The sequence below is a fragment of the Arthrobacter sp. HLT1-20 genome (assembly GCF_054510895.1).
This window is the reverse complement of the sequence record NZ_JBTNDR010000011.1, coordinates 21,492-39,664: the sequence shown is the minus strand read 5'-3', so window position 1 is coordinate 39,664 and position 18,173 is coordinate 21,492. Positions and strand designations below refer to the sequence as shown.

Annotated in this window: 18 protein-coding genes; 10 read left to right on the top strand and 8 right to left on the bottom strand. The window is 64.2% G+C overall.

Annotated features, from left to right (window positions below; genetic code table 11):
• Positions 1-126: 126 nt before the first annotated feature.
• Together ACX80Q_RS08090 and ACX80Q_RS08085 are read right to left on the bottom strand one after the other, a co-directional pair.
• Positions 127-2,625 carry an FtsX-like permease family protein gene (locus ACX80Q_RS08090; RefSeq protein ID WP_459330016.1) on the bottom strand — a complete coding sequence of 833 codons (2,499 nt, stop codon included), beginning with the start codon at positions 2,623-2,625 and terminating at the stop codon, positions 127-129.
• A 3-nt stretch (positions 2,626-2,628) separates the two neighbouring features.
• Complete coding sequence (locus tag ACX80Q_RS08085) at positions 2,629-3,381, bottom strand: ABC transporter ATP-binding protein (protein ID WP_459330015.1); 753 nt, start codon at positions 3,379-3,381, stop codon at positions 2,629-2,631.
• Here ACX80Q_RS08085 and ACX80Q_RS08080 point away from each other — a divergent pair.
• Together ACX80Q_RS08080 and ACX80Q_RS08075 are read left to right on the top strand one after the other, a co-directional pair.
• The gene (locus ACX80Q_RS08080; RefSeq protein ID WP_459330014.1) at positions 3,380-3,559 is read left to right on the top strand and encodes a hypothetical protein; all 180 of its coding nucleotides are present in this window, start codon (positions 3,380-3,382) and stop codon (positions 3,557-3,559) included. The genes ACX80Q_RS08085 and ACX80Q_RS08080 overlap by 2 nt on opposite strands.
• Positions 3,552-4,655 (top strand): class I SAM-dependent methyltransferase, encoded by a 1,104-nt coding sequence (locus tag ACX80Q_RS08075; protein ID WP_459330013.1) that lies wholly within the window; start codon positions 3,552-3,554, stop codon positions 4,653-4,655. The genes ACX80Q_RS08080 and ACX80Q_RS08075 overlap by 8 nt, the downstream gene beginning before the upstream one ends.
• A gap of 7 nt (positions 4,656-4,662) precedes the next feature.
• Here the strand turns inward: ACX80Q_RS08075 and ACX80Q_RS08070 are convergent, their stop codons facing one another.
• Positions 4,663-4,839, bottom strand: coding sequence for a hypothetical protein (locus ACX80Q_RS08070; RefSeq protein WP_459330012.1), 177 nt, complete (start codon positions 4,837-4,839; stop codon positions 4,663-4,665).
• A gap of 108 nt (positions 4,840-4,947) precedes the next feature.
• Here ACX80Q_RS08070 and ACX80Q_RS08065 point away from each other — a divergent pair, with 108 nt between their 5' ends.
• The gene (locus ACX80Q_RS08065; RefSeq protein WP_459330011.1) at positions 4,948-5,208 is read left to right on the top strand and encodes a metal-sensitive transcriptional regulator; all 261 of its coding nucleotides are present in this window, start codon (positions 4,948-4,950) and stop codon (positions 5,206-5,208) included.
• A gap of 10 nt (positions 5,209-5,218) precedes the next feature.
• Here ACX80Q_RS08065 and ACX80Q_RS08060 read toward each other — a convergent pair whose 3' ends face one another.
• The gene (locus ACX80Q_RS08060) at positions 5,219-6,337 is read right to left on the bottom strand and encodes a winged helix DNA-binding domain-containing protein (protein ID WP_459330010.1); all 1,119 of its coding nucleotides are present in this window, start codon (positions 6,335-6,337) and stop codon (positions 5,219-5,221) included.
• Between the two features lie 35 nt (positions 6,338-6,372).
• Entirely contained in the window at positions 6,373-7,065 is a 693-nt protein-coding gene (locus ACX80Q_RS08055) for a FadR/GntR family transcriptional regulator (RefSeq protein ID WP_459330009.1), read from the bottom strand.
• A 227-nt stretch (positions 7,066-7,292) separates the two neighbouring features.
• Between ACX80Q_RS08055 and ACX80Q_RS08050 the strand changes: the two genes are divergently transcribed.
• Genes ACX80Q_RS08050 through ACX80Q_RS08035 form a run of 4 tightly spaced genes read left to right on the top strand, consistent with a single transcriptional unit; the run spans position 7,293 to position 11,663 of the window.
• Positions 7,293-8,507 (top strand): aminotransferase class V-fold PLP-dependent enzyme, encoded by a 1,215-nt coding sequence (locus tag ACX80Q_RS08050; protein ID WP_459330008.1) that lies wholly within the window; start codon positions 7,293-7,295, stop codon positions 8,505-8,507.
• A gap of 43 nt (positions 8,508-8,550) precedes the next feature.
• On the top strand, positions 8,551-9,852 hold the full coding sequence (locus ACX80Q_RS08045; RefSeq protein ID WP_459330007.1) for an ABC transporter substrate-binding protein: 1,302 nt from the start codon (positions 8,551-8,553) through the stop codon (positions 9,850-9,852).
• Positions 9,853-9,858: 6 nt separating this feature from the next.
• Positions 9,859-10,830 carry a carbohydrate ABC transporter permease gene (locus ACX80Q_RS08040; protein WP_459330006.1) on the top strand — a complete coding sequence of 324 codons (972 nt, stop codon included), beginning with the start codon at positions 9,859-9,861 and terminating at the stop codon, positions 10,828-10,830.
• Complete coding sequence (locus ACX80Q_RS08035; RefSeq protein ID WP_459330005.1) at positions 10,827-11,663, top strand: carbohydrate ABC transporter permease; 837 nt, start codon at positions 10,827-10,829, stop codon at positions 11,661-11,663. Before ACX80Q_RS08040 ends, ACX80Q_RS08035 begins: the two co-directional genes overlap by 4 nt.
• A 163-nt stretch (positions 11,664-11,826) precedes the next feature.
• Here ACX80Q_RS08035 and ACX80Q_RS08030 read toward each other — a convergent pair whose 3' ends face one another.
• The 3 genes from ACX80Q_RS08030 to ACX80Q_RS08020 are packed head-to-tail and all read right to left on the bottom strand — an operon-like array spanning position 11,827 to position 15,334.
• Positions 11,827-12,531 (bottom strand): response regulator, encoded by a 705-nt coding sequence (locus ACX80Q_RS08030; protein WP_459330004.1) that lies wholly within the window; start codon positions 12,529-12,531, stop codon positions 11,827-11,829.
• 3 nt (positions 12,532-12,534) lie between these two features.
• The gene (locus tag ACX80Q_RS08025) at positions 12,535-13,791 is read right to left on the bottom strand and encodes a sensor histidine kinase (RefSeq protein ID WP_459330003.1); all 1,257 of its coding nucleotides are present in this window, start codon (positions 13,789-13,791) and stop codon (positions 12,535-12,537) included.
• A 16-nt stretch (positions 13,792-13,807) separates the two neighbouring features.
• On the bottom strand, positions 13,808-15,334 hold the full coding sequence (locus tag ACX80Q_RS08020) for an SDR family oxidoreductase (RefSeq protein ID WP_459330002.1): 1,527 nt from the start codon (positions 15,332-15,334) through the stop codon (positions 13,808-13,810).
• Between the two features lie 108 nt (positions 15,335-15,442).
• Here ACX80Q_RS08020 and ACX80Q_RS08015 point away from each other — a divergent pair, with 108 nt between their 5' ends.
• The 3 genes from ACX80Q_RS08015 to ACX80Q_RS08005 are packed head-to-tail and all read left to right on the top strand — an operon-like array spanning position 15,443 to position 18,173.
• Positions 15,443-15,961, top strand: coding sequence for a MarR family winged helix-turn-helix transcriptional regulator (locus tag ACX80Q_RS08015; RefSeq protein WP_459330001.1), 519 nt, complete (start codon positions 15,443-15,445; stop codon positions 15,959-15,961).
• A 5-nt stretch (positions 15,962-15,966) separates the two neighbouring features.
• Complete coding sequence (locus tag ACX80Q_RS08010; RefSeq protein ID WP_459330000.1) at positions 15,967-17,127, top strand: polyprenyl synthetase family protein; 1,161 nt, start codon at positions 15,967-15,969, stop codon at positions 17,125-17,127.
• Positions 17,128-17,129: 2 nt separating this feature from the next.
• On the top strand, positions 17,130-18,173 hold the full coding sequence (locus ACX80Q_RS08005; RefSeq protein ID WP_459329999.1) for a phytoene/squalene synthase family protein: 1,044 nt from the start codon (positions 17,130-17,132) through the stop codon (positions 18,171-18,173).

Below are 18,173 nucleotides of genomic sequence, written 5' to 3'. Positions count from 1 at the left end.
AAAATGCCGCCGCTGCCGCATAATGCCACAGGTAGAGCTGCGGCAAAATGGGGGAGCGGCGGCAATTTCTGTTCCCGGGATGTCGTGAGCAGAAAGCGGGAGCGGGGTCATTGTTGGCCGGAGGGGCTAGTCCATGGCCAGGCCCTCAACGGGGGAGAGCTTCGCGGCGCGGCGGGCCGGAATCACCGAGGCTAGCAGCCCGGCGACGGCGGCAACGCCCACCACCGCCAGGATCTGGCCCCAAGGGATCACGGCCGTGACCTGGGTGAAGGAGCCCAAGGCTGATTGTGCACCGGCCCAGCCGTAAACCGCGCCCAGCACCGAACCGATGATGGCCGCAACCCCGGCAATGAGGAGGGCCTCCAGGGCCAGCATGCCGCGCAGCTGTCCACGCGTCAGGCCCAGGGCCCGCAGCAGGGAGTTCTCGCGGGTCCGCTCCAGCACTGACAGGGAAAGCGTGTTGGCCACACCGATCAACGCGATGAACACCGCCACGGCAAGCAGCCCGGTGACCACCAGCAGCAGCATGTCGATGACCTGGCCAAACATGGCCTTTTCCAGGACGGCGCCGGAGACCTGGTGCTCCTGAAGGTGCAGGGCCGTGGCGATCTCGGTCCGCATGGTCATCAGTTCGGCGGCTTTCAGCCCGGGCTCAGCAGCTATCCAGACCATGGCTGGATTGCCTTGCACCACCGGATCACTTGCAGTCAGCGGTGCAAAGGAATCCAGGGAGGCCAACGCCCCGAAGTTCTCTGTGGTGGCGGCGGCGATGGCCACGTTGGTGCTGTTGGTGCCGGCCTGCAACGTCCCGGAGCTGCCCTTGATACCTTCGGGCATGATGACGGTGGTTCCCGAGGGCCGGTTGGCGGGGTTCTGCAACAGTACGGAGGCGTCGGCGTCGCTGATTCCGTAGGCCGGCATCTCAACGTCGCCAACCTTCACGGTGCCCACTAATTTCAGTGCAGCAACCGACTTGACCCCGGGCACACCGCGTACGGCGGCAAGGTCCGCGCCGGTGATGGGCTGCTGGTCCGGGCCGTCGGGGTAGGCCTGGGCGGCGATGTCCACCGGGTAGCGGCCATCGAGTGAGCTCTCGAACGCCGTCCGGGCCGTGGCCGCGCCGGTCATCATCATGGTGACCAAGGTGACGCCAATGAGGAGGGCTGAGGCCGTCGCGGTGGTCCGGCGCGGATTGCGCACAGCGTTGGCTGCGGCCATTTTGCCAGGCACCCCGGCAGGGGCTGCCAGCTTGCCGGCCACGGACACCAGCTTCGGCACAAACAGGCTTGCGGCGAGCAGGAAACCCACAAAGGAGGCAGCCCCGGCGGGCAGGGCCAGCATCAGCTGCGACGTCAAGCCGCCCACCACTAGGCCTATGCCGCCCAGCAGGATCAGGACAACGCCGATGGTCAGGCGGATCCGTCCACCGCTGTTGTGCACGGAGGCGTCCTCGGCGGGCCGCAGCGCGGCCAGGGGTGCCACCGCCGTCGCCGCCCGGGCCGGCACCAGCGCCGCAACCACTGTGAGCAGGGTGCCAACCAGCAGGCCCGCAACAATGGCCGATGGCGGCACCGCCAAGGTGGCAAAGGTAAAGTCGGGATTTTGGCTCAGCAGGGTCAAAACCAGCGCCATGGTGCCGGTGGCGGCCAGGACACCCAGCACGGACGCCACAAAACCAACAATGAGCGCCTCAAGCATGACGGAACTGCGGATCTGGTGCCTGCTTGCGCCTACACAGCGCAGTAGCGCCAGTTCACGGGTCCGTTGAGCCACCAGTACGGAGAAGGTGTTGGCCACTACCAGGGCGGCAACCAGCAGGGCAACGGCTGCGAAGGCCAGCAACACCACTGTCAGTTCGTCCTGGCCGCCCGTGAACGAGGCCACCTGGGCGGTGGTCTGCTCGTCGGCCGTCAGGATGGAGGCAGCGGGCAGTTCCAGCAACGCAGCCAGCTGGGTTTTGGCATCCGCGACGGACACCCCTGGTTTCAGGTTCGCCGTGATCACACTGATGCCCTGCTCGGTGTTGAGACTCCTCAGGGCTGCAAGCGTCCCGGCGAATTGGGCGAGGCCGGACTGCAGGGGGTCGTTGGAGCTTGCGGTGATACCGGAGATTGTGGCGTCCAGTGTCTTCTGTGCAAGTGGCCCCTCGGGGGAGGAGTTGTCCGGGATGGCGAAGGTGACCTTGCTGCCAACGCTGAGATTGTTGCGATCGGCTGTAGTTTGATCAACCGTCACCTGTTGCGCGTTGGCCGGCCATGCGCCGGAGGAGAGCTTTGCCGGCTCCAGGGACGGGGCGCCGGAGATGTTGCGCAAGGTGGCCCCGATGGATGAGGAGCCCAGTTTGGCCTCCAAGGAGAGGGTCCGCAGGGCGTAGGAATCGGCCACCGCCGATGCGGCGGCAACCTTGTCCGCGGCAGCCTGGGTCAGCGGGTCACTGCCCGGTGGGGAAATGACCAGGTCGGCGGAGGCGTACCCCTCGCCAATGCTGGACTTCAGGGAGGCCTTGGCTGAGGCGTTGACCATCAGGGTGGCTGAGAGGAAGGCGACGGCGAGCAGCACCGCCAAGGTGATGGCTATGAAGCGCCTGGAGTGGGTCTTGAGCTGGCTCAGGGATACCTGCAGCATGGCCTACGCCCCCAGGGAGGCCAGCGAAGCCAGCACCGATTCGGCGGTGGGGTTATCCAGCTGGCCCACCAGTTCGCCGTCGTTCATCAACACCACGCGGTCGGCATAGGAGGCAGCCACGGGGTCGTGGGTGACCATGATGATGCTCTGGCCCATCTCGCGCGAGGAACGGCGCAGCATGCCCAGCACCTCGGCGCCGGAGCGGGAGTCCAGGTTGCCCGTGGGCTCGTCGCCGAAGATGACGTCGGGGCGAGTCAGCAGGGCACGGGCCACGGCGACGCGCTGCTGCTGGCCGCCGGAGAGCTCGTGCGGCTTGTGCGCCAGGCGGTCAACAAGGCCCAGCGTGGTGGTGATGAAGGAGAACCACTCCGCATCCACGGTGCCGCCGGCCAGGGCCACGGGCAAGGTGATGTTGGCCTCGGCGGTGAGGGTGGGGACCAGGTTGAAGGCCTGGAACACGAACCCGATCCTGTCACGGCGCAACTGTGTCAGGGCCTTGTCGTTCAGGGCCGTCAGCTCCGTGTCGCCCAGGTGGATGGTGCCGGCGTTGACCGAATCCAGCCCGGCCAGGCAGTGCATGAGGGTGGATTTGCCAGAGCCGGAGGGGCCCATGATGGCCGTGAACTGCCCGGCTGGGAAGTCCAGGTCAACACCCTTCAGGGCGCTCACCTCGGTGTCACCCTTGCCGTACGTCTTGCGCAAACCGCGGGCCTGAACCGCCATGGTGCGCTGGGAATTCTCAGTAATGATCGTCATGGTTTCAGCCTATGAGCGTGCCCTAGGCGGGCGGATCGGAGCCTGGGTGGATATCGGCAAGATGGTCGACGCCGTTTCCTCCTACCAGGGGCGGAGTTACCTGCCGCCGCTGGCCAATTGGGGTGCGCGGGCCTGTTCCGCGATGATGGCAAGCGGAGGAGAATGGGTCCATGAGTGAAGCCCGTGAAGAGGAAGCTGGCACGTCCGCCTACGGGGACCGGATAGTGGCTGCGGCCCTGGGGTTTGCCGAGCTGGCGAGCATTGCCTTGGGTGAGCGGCTGGGCTGGTACCGCGCACTCGCCGATGCCGGCGGTGTGGGGCTCACCCCGGATGAACTGGCCCACGTCAGCAACACCCAGGCCCGCTACGCGAAGGAGTGGCTGGAACAGCAGGCTGTGGCTGGCCTGCTCACAGCCGTGTTGGCTGCCGAGCCGCTGAGTGGGCCCAGGTACCGGTTTACCCTGCCACCGGGAGCCGCCGCCGTGCTGGTGGATGCGGATTCCCTGGAGTACATGGCGCCCATGGCCAGAATGCTGGTGGCGGCTGTGGGGCACTTCCCCGATTTGCTGCAGGCGTACAGGGCAGGCGGGGGAGTTGTCTGGTCCGAGCTGGGGGACGAAGCCCGGGAATCGCAGGCCGAACTCAACAAGCCATGGTTCGATCAGCGGCTCGCTGCAGCGCTGGCAGGCTCGGCGGAGCTACATGCCATCCTCGCCAGGCCCGGTGCACGGATCATGGATGTGGGCGCAGGTTTCGGCTGGTCCACGCTGGCTCTCGCCAAGGCCTACCCGGGTGCCGAGGTGGTGGGTGTGGACATTGACGAGCCCTCCATCCGCCGGGCCAGGGAGAACGCGGCGCATCACGGCGCCTCCGGACGGGTCAGCTTTGCGCTGGCCGATGCCGGCACGTTGGCCGCCCCAGGTAGCTGCGACGCCGTGTTCATTTTCGAGGCCCTGCACGACATGCCGTTCCCGGTCACTGTCCTGTCCGCCATCCGCAACATCGTCAAGCCCGACGGCGTGGTGGTGGTTATGGATGAAGCTGTTGCGGACATGTTTGCCCCGGCAGGAGATGAACTGGAGCGGCTCATGTATGGCTACAGCCTGCTGGTATGCCTGCCGGACAGCCTTTCCACGCCCGGTTCCGTGGGTACCGGGACGCCCATGCGCCAGACAACCCTTGAGGGCTACGCGGCCGAAGCCGGATACTCACACGTGGAAAGGCTGGCCATCGAGGACTTCTCGGTGTTCCGCTTTTACCGCCTGCACCTGTGAGCAGGACCTACTTCTTGGCAAACAAGCGGCTGAACCAGCCACCCGTTACGGGCTCCTTTGGTGCGTCCGGCTCACAGCGGCAGCGCTCCGCGGCGGGGACATGGCGCATGACGTCGTCCACGTGGTTGCCGCAACCGGCCCAGGTGGTCTTCTGACAGGTCTTGCAGCTTGTTGCTCGGCACATGGTTTGCTCCTCAACGTTACATACCCCCAGGGGTATTGACTTGTTAACATCCTACATACCCTGGGGGGTATTCTGTACCAAGGAGACCCACCAGCCACGAGGAGTGCCATGAAGTTGTCAGCGGAGAGTTCACGCCCAGTCATCAACAGGCTGCGCCGCGCCCACGGCCAATTGGCCGGTGTGATCCGCATGCTGGAGGAGGAACAGGACTGCGAGAACGTTGTCATGCAACTGGCGGCAGTGAGCAAAGCTCTGGACCGGGCAGGCTTCGGATTAATCGCCGAGAGTCTGAAGGAGTGCCTGGCCAGCGGTGACTCCGAACAGCTGGACAGTGGCAAACTGGAGAAGCTCTTTCTGTCACTGGCCTAGGCATCCCCGGCTAGGGCAGTAACCACTGTGTGGAACAGGGCAAGCCCAGGTACGCGCCGTAGTCAACCACGGAACGCTCCACGGCGGCCACCTCGGTGGTGCTGAGAACACGCAGCGGGGCCACCTGAACCACAGCCGACCTTGCCGTGAGCACATGCTTCCACGTTCCGGCCATGAGCCCGTCCATGAGGACCGGGTGGTACATCAGGGCCGCGGGCTCGTGGCGCTGCGCGGCTGGGGTGAACAGGAAGTGCTTGGATGCGGAATACGACATCACGTACTCGTCGTAGCACTGGGCCAGATCCACCCGCGGCGGGGCGGGGACCGGCGGCAGGGGTGCCAGAGGCTCCCACCAGAGGGACACGCCGTCGAGCATGAACTGCTCAAAACGCCCGGGGGAGTCCTCCACGGCAGCGGCCACCCCGGCCCGGGCGTCGGGCATGCGCAGCCCGCCCCAGGTGGCAAAGTCCTTGACGGAAGCGGGTCCCCGGGTGGCTAGGTAGCGCTCCGCCAACAACTTCAGCGCGGCACTCCTTTCCAGGGGAGCGCTGGCTGGAACACGCTCATCGAAAAGGGCGTAGCTGCGCTGCTTGCCCACCGAGGCGCCGCTGATGATGAGCTGCTCCAGCTCGGCGTGCATCATGGCGTACGTGAGCCGCAGCCCGGACGCCTCGATGCCGGCGCTTGCCAACTCACCCTGCAACTGCGAGCGGGTCCGGTGCCGCCCATCAACCAGCTCGGTGGCAAGGACCCCGTGAATCCTTCTCAGGGTGGCGGTGTCCAAGCCGGATTTTTGGTAGTACACCGCGTTGCTCCGGTGAATCGTGGGGGCGGTCAGGGTTAGCAGCCACCGGGCATCCTGCGGTGCCACAAAATGCCAGGTGGGCCGCAGTACATGGGTGCGCAGAATCTCGCCCCGGTCCGCGGCCGCGGCTAGGTCCGCCGCAGAATTGCCGGAACCGGGGGCCCGACGCTGCGCCGTGGCCCAGAGGGCGTAGGCATACTCCTGGGCCTGCATGGCCACGAAATGCTGCACCACGGCGCCCGCGCTCGCCGTCAGCGGGGACCACAGGCCATGCCGGTGCATGCGCACCGTCACCACGTCGGTTCGAGTCAGCGAAGTTGCCACCCGGCCAGCCTATCCGCAGCAACCCCGCGGACGGGCTAGCTGCCCAGTTGCGGTGCGGGCCGGAATTTCTTGAGCCAGAATTCCGACTGGGCAATGTGCGCGGCCGTGGCGGTGGCGGCTGAGGAGGGGTCCTGGTTGCGGATGGCTTCCAGAATGTCGCGGTGGCCCTTGTTGCTGACCTCGCGCACGGTTGCCCCCTCGGCACTGTCAAAAATGTTGAAGTGCCGCCCGCGCGAGCGGAACAGGCCCATGAGCCCGGTCAGGGTGGAATTGCCGCCGGCCTCGCAAATGGCTTCGTGAAAGCGGGCATCCAGTGTGGAGATGTCGGCCGAGTTGTCGGTGGCCTCCATCTGTGCCACCAGAGTGTCCAGCTCAGCCAAGAGTTCCGGAGTTGACCGCGCGGCGGCCCCGGCTGCGGCGTGTGACTCCAGGGCTCGGCGAATTTCAAAGAGCTCCAGGACGCTGTCAAACGGGAAAAGATCCACCAGCAGGGCAAAGCCCTTAAGGATCTCCGCCGGTTCCAGGGACGAGACATACGTTCCGGAACCGTGCCGTGCCTCCATGACGCCCAAGGCGGACATGGCCCGGATGGCCTCGCGCAGGGAACTGCGGGACACGCCCAGCTGGGCGGCGAGTTCGCCTTCCGGCGGGCATTTCTGGCCCGGGGCGAGTTCGCCGGAGGCTATCTTCGCCCGCAGGCCCTGCATGGCGGTTTCCACTGCACTCATCAGGGGTCTCCTTGGGTCTGGGGTGAGAGGTGCGCTGACATCTGCACTCATCATATGTCTTTCCAAAGTCATCGTATGTCTTTGGGATCAAGTGCGGATAAATACCGCTGTAATGGGGGATTACTAGAAAGTCATCAGATGAATAATCCAATTCGTCTATTGTCTTCGCTTCAAATGTGAGGTAACTTACAAGTAATTCACCGCCTGCCGCCAACAGAAAGTACTCCGTGGTTTCTTCTCTTCTCACCGCACCCGCCGCCCTCCTGACCCCCGAAGGGAAACCGGCAATCTCTGATTGGACCCTTGGCGCGGACAAGGTTCACCTCAATCACGGTTCCTACGGCGCCGTGCCCCGTGCCGCCCAGGACAAGGCGCAGCAGTTGCGGGCCCGCATGGATGAAAATCCCTGCACCTGGTTCATGGGCCAGGCGGCGGCGCTGGCCGCCACGCGCCCCGCTATTGCGGATTTTCTGCAGGTCCCCGCGGACGACCTGGCGCTGGTGGTCAATGCCAGTGCCGGTGTCACAGCCGTGTACAACTCGCTGCCGTTCACCGATGGCGCGGAAATCGTCACCACGGACCACACTTATGGGGCCGTGCTTGAGGGCGCCCAGCGCATTGCCCGCAAGCACAACGGCCGCGTGGCCGTCGCGGAGGTGCCCCTGGACGCGGACGCGGCCCTCGTCGTCGAACTGGTCATGGCCCAGGTCACCGGGCGCACGGCCCTCATCGTCATTGACCAGATCACCTCGGCCACGGCGCGCAGTTTCCCCGTGCTGGAGATCGCCAGCGCAGCCAAGGCGCTGGGTATTCCCCTGATGGTCGACGGTGCCCACGCACCCGGCGCGTTGGCGCAACCGGTTCCCGACTTTGAGGGTTTCTGGGTGGGCAATCTGCACAAGTTTGCCTGTGCCCCTCGCGGCACCGCTGCCGTGGTGGCCCGCGGACCCCTGCGCAAGCACCTGCACCCGCTGATCGACTCCTGGGGCTTCCCGCACCAGTTCCCCGAAAGCTTTGACCACGTGGGCACCCAGGACATCACCTCATGGCTGGCTGCGAGCACCGCCTTTGAAACCATCGAGGCCCGGTACGGCTGGGACGCGTGCCGCAACTACGCCACCGCGCTGGCCGGCTACGGCCAGCGCGTCATCGGCGCGGCCCTCACCGCAGGGACGGGAACCGATGCATCCGTCGACGTTGGCATGCCGGTGGGGCACCTGCGATTGGTCCGCCTGCCCCAGGGCCTGGCCACCACGCATGAGGACTCCCATTCCGTCCGGGCCTGGATTTCGGAGCACCTTCACTTTGAAACGGCCATCACCACCTTCGGCGGGGTCGGCTACCTGCGCCTGTCCGCGCACCTGTACAACACCCCGGCCGACTACGACGCCTTTGCCGAACGTGCCGTTCCCGAACTGCTCCGGCTGGCAAAGCTCCGCTAAGCTACGCATTTTCCTTCCGCCTCACTGCTTTGAAAGGTCACCAATGAAATCCAAAATCACAACCATAGCCGCACTGGGTGTCGCTGCCGTCCTGGCCCTTTCGGCCTGTGGGGGAGGCACGGGCAGTAATTCCGCGGATGGCAAGGTCACGCTCAAGATGGTGGAGAGCCTGACCAACCCCACCCGCACCGAGACCCTCAAGACCCTCCTGGCGGGATTTGAAGCAGCCAATCCAAACATCAAGGTTGACTTGATTTCACCACCCACCGACTCCGCGGATCAGAAGATCCAACAGATGCTCCAGTCGGGCAAGGGCGTTGACGTGGTGGAGGCCCGGGACATCACCGTGGGCTCCTTTGGCGCCAACAAGTGGCTGTATGACATGAGCGCCGATCTGAAGGGCTGGGAGGGTTGGGAGAACCTGACCGAGAACGCCGTCAACTACTCCAAGCAGGACGGCAAGACCTACTACATCCCCTACGGCTTCTACGGACTGTCCCTGTTCTACCGCACCGACCTGGTCAAGGAAGCCGGCTTCTCCGGACCGCCCGCCAGCTGGGCTGAGCTGATCAAGCAGTCGGAAAAGCTCAACCAACCGGACGCCAACAAGTTTGGCTACGCCTTCCGCGGCGGCACCAACGCCAACTCCAACGCCGTCGCCGTGATTGAGGCCTACACAGCCGATCAGATTGACAAGGAAAACGCGTTCAAGCTGACAAACGGCAAGACCATCTTCTCCGCTCCCGAGGCGCAGACGGCCATGGACGACTACCTGGAACTGTTCAAGAAGGGTTCCCCGCCGTCCTCGGTTGCCTGGGGCTACCCGGAAATGGTCCAGGGCTTCAGCAACGGATCCACGGCGTTCCTGCTCCAGGACCCCGAGGTGATCGCCACCATCAAGGAATCCAAGTCCATCAAGGCTGACCAGTGGAGCGTTGCACCGCTGCTGACTGGCCCCACGGGCAAGGCCATCCAGCCGGTCGCCACGGCAGGTTGGGGCATCGCCGAGGCCAGCACGGCCAAGCCGGAGGCTGTCAAGCTCATCAAGTACCTGTCCCAGGGCGAGCCCGCCACCCAGTTCAGCAAGGACAACTCCCTGGTGCCGATTCTCAAGGCGGCAGCCAAGGACCCGTTCTACAGCGAAGGCCCGTGGGCTGCCTACGTCACCATGACGGAGAACCCGGACACCTACATCTCGGCCGTCCAGCCCCGCGGCGTTGCCTGGTGGACCGAATGGATTAAGAAGTCCGACGGCGAACTGCAGCGTGTGCTCACCGGCAAGATGACCACCCAGGAACTGCTGACCAGCTGGGACAGCTACTGGACCGAAAAGATGGCGGGCTAGTCACTCGTGGCACTCAAGACTGAGCAGGAGGTGGTGCGCGGGTCAAAATCGGCCGGCGCACCACCAGCACCGCACACAAACTATCGCCGGAAGAAGCGGTTCAACTCCAGGACCGCCCTGACCCTGCTGGCGTTCATGGCCCCGGCAGCCATTTTTGTTGGCGTCTTCACCTACTACCCCATGATTTCCGGCAGTCAGATGGCGTTCCGCAACTGGAACCTCAATGACCTCTCGGACACGTCCTGGGTGGGTTGGGGCAACTTCATTGCGTTGTTTGAGAACCCGGAGTTTGGCACCATTGTCCGCAACACGGTGGTTTGGGTGGTGGGTTCCCTGGTGCCGCAGGTGGTCATCGGCTTCGCTTTGGCACTGTTCCTCAAACGCAGGTTCAAGTTCCGGGGAGCCTACCAGGCGTTCATCTTCTTCCCGTGGGCCGTGTCCGGCTTCCTGATCGGCATGCTGTTCCGCTGGATGTTCAACGCCGAATTTGGTGTGGTCAATGACCTCCTGATGAAGGTGGGCATCGTTGACGCCCCCATCCCGTGGCTGGCCGAGCCGGGCTTCGCCATGACGGCCATCATTGTGGCCAACATTTGGTACGGCGTCACGTTCTTTGCCATCATGATCCTGGCCGCGCTGCAGTCAGTCTCGGATGAAATGTATGAGGCGGCCGCCATTGACGGCGCCGGCAAGATCCGCACCTTCTTCAGCATCACGCTGCCGGCCATCTCCGTGACGCTGGGGCTGACCATCCTGCTGCGCATCATCTGGATTTTCAATTTCCCGGACATCATCTGGGCCATGACCGGCGGCGGACCCGCCGACCAGACCCACATCATCACCACCTACATGATCAAAATTACGCAGGAAGGCGATTACGGCCAGGCCTCGGCACTGGGCCTGATTGTGGTCTTCACCTTGATGCTGTTTGCCGCGTTCTACCTGATGGCTGTGCGTCCCCGAAAGGCAAACCGATGATCAACAAAGAAACGGCCCTGGGCCGCACCAGCAAGTTCATCTTTCTGGGGATCTGCTTGATTGTGACGATCTTCCCGCTGTATTGGATTGTTGTCACCTCCCTGAAGGCGCCCGGCACCATCTATTCGCTGCCGCTGGACTATTGGCCCAAGGAACTGTCCTTTGAGAACTACATTGGCCTGTTCACCAAGTCCGATTTTGGCGTGTACATGCTCAACAGCCTGCTGGTGGCCACGGTGGCAGCCACCGTGGCGACGCTCATCTCACTGCTGAGCGCCTACGTGCTGGCCCGGTTCCAGTTCTCCGGCCGCGGCTGGGTACTGGCGGCGTTCCTGCTCACCCAGATGATCCCGGGCTTCATCGCCCTGGGCCCGCTGTACATGATGATGACCAACTTCAACCTGGTGGACTCCAAGACCGGCCTGATTTTGGTGTACATCGCCATCTGCATCCCGTTCTGCACCATCATGCTGCGCGGCTTCTTTGAAAACGTCCCCGACGCCCTGGAAGAGGCGGCCATGATCGACGGCTGCTCCCGGCTGTCCGCTCTGTTCCGTGTGCTGGTCCCGGTCATGATGCCCGGCATCGCGGCCAGTTTTATCTTCAACTTTGTCAACTGCTGGAACGAGCTGTTCCTGTCGGTGACGTTGATGAACAGCGACGAGAACAAGACCATCCCCACAGCGCTGGCGGGCTTCATCTCCAGCTTCAACATTGACTGGGGCTCCATGTCCGCAGCGGCCGTGCTGACGGTGGTGCCCACCCTGGTGATCTTTGCCTTCGCCAGCAAGTTCATCGTCCAGGGCCTGACGGCAGGGGCCGTGAAGGGCTAGCGCTTTTCTGGCACGACGGCGTTTCGCGCCGTCCGGTCAAGTGCCGAGGGCGTGCCAAACGGGTGGGGACATATGAAATTTCATGGGTCCCCACCCGTTTGGCACGCCGTCAGCGAGAAGCTGGCCAGTGTGGCACGCCGTCGAGGGTGTCCGCCGTGAAGGGCTAGCGCGGGCTGACAATCCCTGTCTCGTAGGCGATCACCACCACCTGGACCCGGTCGCGGGCGCTGAGCTTGGCAAGAATATGGCCCACATGGGTTTTGACGGTTGCCTCGGAAACAAACAGTTGGATGGCAATTTCCGGGTTCGACAGGCCGTTGGCAATGAGGACAAACACCTCATGCTCGCGGCCTGTCAGGCTGGCAACCGCGGCCGAGTGGGCGTCGTTGGCGGGGCTCGGGGCCGAGAGCATGGGGGCCACATGGTCCAGTAGCCGGCGTGTGGTGGACGGGGCAATCACGGCGTCACCGGCAAACACCGTGCGGATGGCGCCCAGCAGTTCCTCCGGCGGCGCGTCCTTGAGTAGGAACCCGCTGGCACCGGCCTGGATGGCCGCCAGTGCATACTCATCCAGGTCAAAGGTTGTCAGCACCACAATCTTTAACTCCGCCAGCCACGAACCGGACGGCGCGGCCTTGGTGCGTTGCATGAGCCGGCGGGTGGTCTCAATCCCGTCCATCCCCGGCATGCGGACATCCATGAGGACCACGTCGGCGGCCGTGGCGGAGAGGGCTCTCAGGGCCTCAATGCCGTTGCCGGCCTCGATGACCACGTTCAAATCGGGTTGGGAATTGATGAGCATGCCAAATCCGGAGCGGACCAGTTGCTGGTCATCGACCAGGGCGACGCGGATGGGGTGGGAAGTCATTTTTTAGGTCTCCGTGTAGGGGATGAAGGCTGTGATGGAGAAACCGCCGCCAGCCAGGGGCCCGGCGGTGAGGGTTCCATCGTAAAGTTTCACGCGCTCGGCCATGCCGCGCAGGCCGTTCCCGCCGCAGTCGCGAGGGTCCGCCGCGAGGGAGGGGCCGCCGTCGTAGGTGGGGATGGGGCCGGTGTCCGCGAACGACGCCGATGCGCCCCTGCCGTCGTCAGTCACCGAAACGTCCAGGCCGCGGGCACTCCATGCGAGGGTCACGGTGGCCATGACCTTGGGCCCGGCATGCTTCATGACGTTGGTGAGACCCTCCTGAACCATGCGGTAGGCGGTCAGTTCGGCACCGGCGGGCAGCAGTCGGCGCGGTTCGCCCTTGACGTCGAAGGCAACCGGCAGGCCGGCGGCGCGGATGCCCAGCAGCAGCTCATCCAGATCCACCAAACCGGGCAGGGGGCGCATGGACGCTGCGGCGTCTCCTCGCAAAACGCCGAGCAGGCGGCGCATCTCCTGAAGCGAGGACCTGCCGGTCTCGGCAATCGTGGCCAAGGTGGCGGGGGCCACCTCGGGGTTGGCCACGGCGGCGTACCGGGCGCCGTCGGCCTGGGTGATGATGACGGAGAGCGAGTGGGCCACAATGTCATGCATTTCCCGGGCAATGTGCGCGCGTTCGTCACTGGCGGCCAGTTCCCGCTCGTGCTGGGCTTCAATCTCCAGGCGGTGCGCCCTGTCCTCGAGGGCCTGCTCGCGCAGCCGCTTGGTCCGGGTCAAATCCCCGGCCGTCCAACTGAACAGCACCAGGACCCACACCACCAGGATCAGCACGGCCCCATAGGGTAGATCGGCCAGGGAGGTGGAGGTGAGGTTGTAAAAGTAGCGGGTGACCAGCATGATGGCTCCAATGAGTGCCAGCGCGAGCCCGCCCAAACTGGCCCAGCGCGGCCCAAAGGCGGCCAGGGCATACACAATCAGTGGAACCGCAATGTCAGCCGGCATGGGCTGGACGTGCAGTGCCCATTGGGCAAGGGCCACCACGGCGATGATGATGCCGGCCATGACCGTGCGGGTTCGCCGCCAGGCCAGCGGCACAATCAACGCGGTGGCGAAAATGACGCCCATGATGGCGTTGGAGTACGCGTTGTTGTAGTAACCGGCGTCGAGCATACTCAGGGGCGCCACCATTAGCCAGAGCACGGCCATGAGGACAAAGTCCACGGCAAAGCGGTGCCGCCGGAACCAGTCGTAGATGGAAGGCATGATCACTCATACCACTTTAGGCGGCTCCCGGGCCTTGGGGCATCCTGCCCAGGGTGGAGTTTGGCGGTGAACTTGCCGCGGCGGTGATCCTGGTCGCCATGTTTTTGAAGATGATGCCGTGGAAGGGAAGCACCGCCAGCCAGTACAGGCGGCCGGACAGGCCGCGGGGGAAGAAGATGGCCCGCTGGCGGAACACGCTGCCTGTCTCCTGCCCGTCTGCCAGTAGCGGGGTGACCTCAAATTCGAGCCAGGCGCGGCCGGGGACAATCATTTCGGCCCGCAGCCGCAGCAGCTTCCCGCGCTCCAAGGTTTCCACCCGCCACCAGTCCACGGCGTCGTTGAGCTGGAGGCTGTTGTTGCTGCGCCGCCCCCTGCTCAAGCCGACGCCGCCGGCCAGCTTGTCCATCCAGCCGCGCACCGTCCAGGCAAACGGCAATGAGTAGTAGCCGTTCGGCCCACCAATTCCCTCCATGACCTTCCAGACCTCGCTGGCCGGGGCCGCAGTGGTTTTGCTCCGTTCATCGGTGAACCCCGTCAACCCCGCCCATTCGGGATCGCTGGGTAGTGGTTCTGCCGGTGCGCTGACGGCGTGGGCCGTGGCCCAGGTGGTTTCCACCGTGTCCGCCTCGATCTTGTGCAGCGCCAGCGCAACGGCGCGCTCATAGGGGGTCAGGCCGCCGTCGGGCTCGGGGATGTAGCCGGCAATGTCATTCTCGCCCGCCACGCAGTCATGCTGGAGCGATTCCACCAGGGGGATGGCCAGGCTGCGGGGGACAGGGGTGACAAGATTGACCCACTGGGCGGCAAGCCATGGTGTCAGGACGGGAAGGGGGAGGACTACTGGCTGGCGAAAACCGGCGGCTGCCGCGTAGCTGCGCATCATCTGCGCGTAGCTGAGCACCTCGGGTCCGCCAATGTCGAAGGTTCTGTTGACAGTGGCCGGGAGTTGGCAGGCACCCACCAGGTAGTGCAAAGCGTCCCTGACGGCGATGGGTTGGATCTTGTTCAGGACCCATTTGGGGGCGGGCATGACCGGCAGGACATCCGTGAGGTGCCTGACCATCTCGAAACTGGCGGAGCCGGAGCCGATCACCAGCCCCGCCTGCAGAACAGCAGTGGGCGTTCCCGAGGACAAAAGAATCTCGCCCACTTCCGTGCGGGAGGCTAAATGGCGGCTGAGTTTTCCCTGCGGGTGCAGGCCGGAGAGATAGATGAGCCGTTGCACTCCGGCATCTCGGCCAGCCTGGGCCAGATTGCGCGCGCACAACCTCTCCACGCGCTCAAAATCGGCGGCCGTGTGTTTGTCGCCTGACATGGAGTGCACCAGGTAATACACAATGTCTGCTCCGGCGCACAGATTTTGTGCCGTTTGCGGATCCTCCATGGAGCCCACTGTGATGTCCACCTGCCCGCGCCACGGCACGTCTCGGAGTTTTTCTTGATGGCGGGTCAAAACCCGCACCTCATGGTTGGCTTCCAGCAGCAGGGGAACAAGGCGCCCGCCGATGTAGCCGGTGGCGCCGGCAACAGCTATCACGCTCATGGTGCAAACTCCTTGCTGGGCAAAATGCTGCTCAGGTACTGTACAAATTGGATTCCTTCCACCATTATGTAATTAGATTTTCTGATTATCAATGGTTGGAGCTGTTTCATGCAGAAATCCCCAGGTGGCCGCCCCCAGGTTCAGATGCACCCGGCGTCGGTGCTGGTTCGGCAAATTCTTGTTTTGAATGAGGTCATGGAGTTCATCATGCGCCGGGAAATGGATCTGAATGAAACAGATTTCCAGGCCATGCAGCACCTCATGAAGCAACGCTCCATGTCACCCGGTGAGTTGGCCAAGTTGCTGCACCTGACGGCGGCGGCCACCACCACTGTCATCGACAGGCTGGCGCGGAAGGGTCACATCACCCGCACCCCCCATCCCACCGACAGGCGGCGCTGGCTCATCAGCCCCAGTGAGGAATCCGTGCGGGCAGCCATGGAAAAACTCATGCCGATGATCATGGACGTTGACAACAAGGTGCGCAGCTACGACGATGGCGACCAAGCCGTCATTGTCGATTTTCTGGGCAGTGTAGTGGCCTCCATGAGCAGCCGCGTCGAGGCCCTGGAAAATGGCGCCGCACAGCATCCCGCAACACAGCAAAGTGAGAGCCGAAAGGTATAGAGATCATGCCAGCGAAGAACGAAAGCCAGCTCGCCCAGCCAACGGCCCGGGAGTCCGCGACGCACGGTGAAACGCTTGTGGCCGACCGGGGACGTTTCTCCGACGTGGACACCGCAGGGGCACCCCTGGACTGGGCGGCATTTCAGGGCAGCGTCAAGGATGTCCTGGACCAATACTTTGCCGACCAGCGGCTACGTGCCGGGGGCTACTCCCCGGCATTTGGAGAGTTGTGGGACCGCATGGCGGCCACAACCACAGGCGGCAAATGGATGCGCCCCAAACTGGTCTACCTGACCTATGAGGCCTTCGGCGGGCAGGGTTGGCGGGCGTGCAGCGAACTGGCCGCCGCCTTTGAAATGCTCCACGCCGCGCTGCTGGTGCACGACGACGTGATCGATCGGGACTTTGTCCGCCGGGGCGCGGAAACACTCGGCGCCAACTACCGGGACGTGGCCACCCTTGCCGGGCGCAGCGGCGCCGACGCCGACCACGCGGGCTTCTCCGCGGCCATCATTGCCGGGGACCTGCTCCTGACGGGATCCCTGCGGCTGGCAACCTCCGCAGCCACAGGGCACGGTCAAAGCGCAGCAATTCTCTCAACCATCCACGAGGCCATTTTTGCCGCAGCTGCCGGTGAGTTGGATGACCTACTGTTCTCGCTGGGGAGCCGGGATCCCGATCTGCTCGAGGTGTTGAACATGGAGCGGCTGAAAACGGCCGTGTACTCCTTTGAAATGCCGCTGCGGGCCGGCGCCCTGCTGGCGGGTGAATCGCCAGCCACGGCGGATGCGCTCGCGGCCGTGGGGCGTGACATTGGCGTGGCCTACCAAGTGGTGGATGACGTTCTGGGCACCTTTGGCCAGCAGTCCGTCACCGGCAAGCCAGTCGACTCGGACCTGCGTGAGGGCAAACGCACCATCCTGACGTCCTTTGCGGACGGTTCGGAGGAATTTGTGGACGCCCTGGCCGCCTTCCACGCCGGGGACGGCGACGTTGAGGCTGTCCGCGCAGTTCTACGCGAGCTGGGTGCACAGGAGCACGCTCTGACGCTGGCCCGGAATTTAGTGGCTGATGCCATGGGCAAGGCCGCTGAGCTGGACGTGCCGGAGTCCTTGATGCTGGAGCTGACGCATATCTGCGACTACGTTTTGAGCCGGAGGAGCTAGCCATGGGAACAGATCCGTTGAGCCACTATACCGAGACCGCAACAAGAAGTGCTGCTGTGGTGATCAAGAGCTATTCGACGTCGTTCGGCCTGGCCTGCTGGCTCCTGGGCGCCAAGGAACGCCGCGACATTGAGAACATCTATGCCCTGGTCCGGGTGGCCGATGAGGTGGTTGACGGGGCGGCAGCGGCGGCCGGCCTGGGCCAAGAGGCGGTGTGTGCCCAGCTTGACGCCCTGGAACGGGAAACCGAACAAGCCCTGCACAGTGGCTACAGCACCAACATGGTGGTTCACGCCTTTGCCGGCACAGCCCGCCGGGCAGGCATTGACACGGCGTTGACCCAGCCATTCTTCGCCTCCATGCGCACGGACCTTTCGCGGACCACGCATTCGCCGCGCACCTTGGCGGAGTACATTTATGGCTCCGCCGAAGTGGTGGGCCTGATGTGCCTGAAAGTCTTCAGGGCCATGGCAGGCGCGCCAGCCGGACACGAACAGCAGTTGGTGGATTCGGCCCGCAGCTTGGGTGCCGCCTTCCAAAAAGTGAACTTCTTGCGTGATCTGGGGGCCGACAGCACCGAGTTGGGGCGCCTGTATTTCCCTGGCCTGGATCCCACGGCTTTCAACGACCAGCACAAGGATGCGCTCCTGGCCGAGATTCGCCACGACCTGGCGGTTGCCCGGGCCGGCATGCCCTTCCTGGCCCCGCCGGCCCGCCGGGCTGTGCATTTGGCGCATGATCTCTTTGCCGCCCTGGTGGCAAAACTGGGGCGCATCCCCGCAGCCAAACTCGCCAGACAGCGTGTGCGGATATCAGGCTGGCACAAGGCGTTCATCGCCGTGAAGGTGTGCCTGCGCGGACACCGCAGCGGCGTCAGGGAAAGTGCCCCAGAACAACCAGGCTCGCAGATTCCGGGATGGGCGGTGTCGGGCGCAGGCGCGACCGAAATTCAGGTGCCCGAATCAAAAGTGCCCGATTCTCAGGTGCCCGAATCAAAAGTGCCGCAACCCAGCGTGTCCGAACCAAGCGTGGAGGTGTCCTCATGA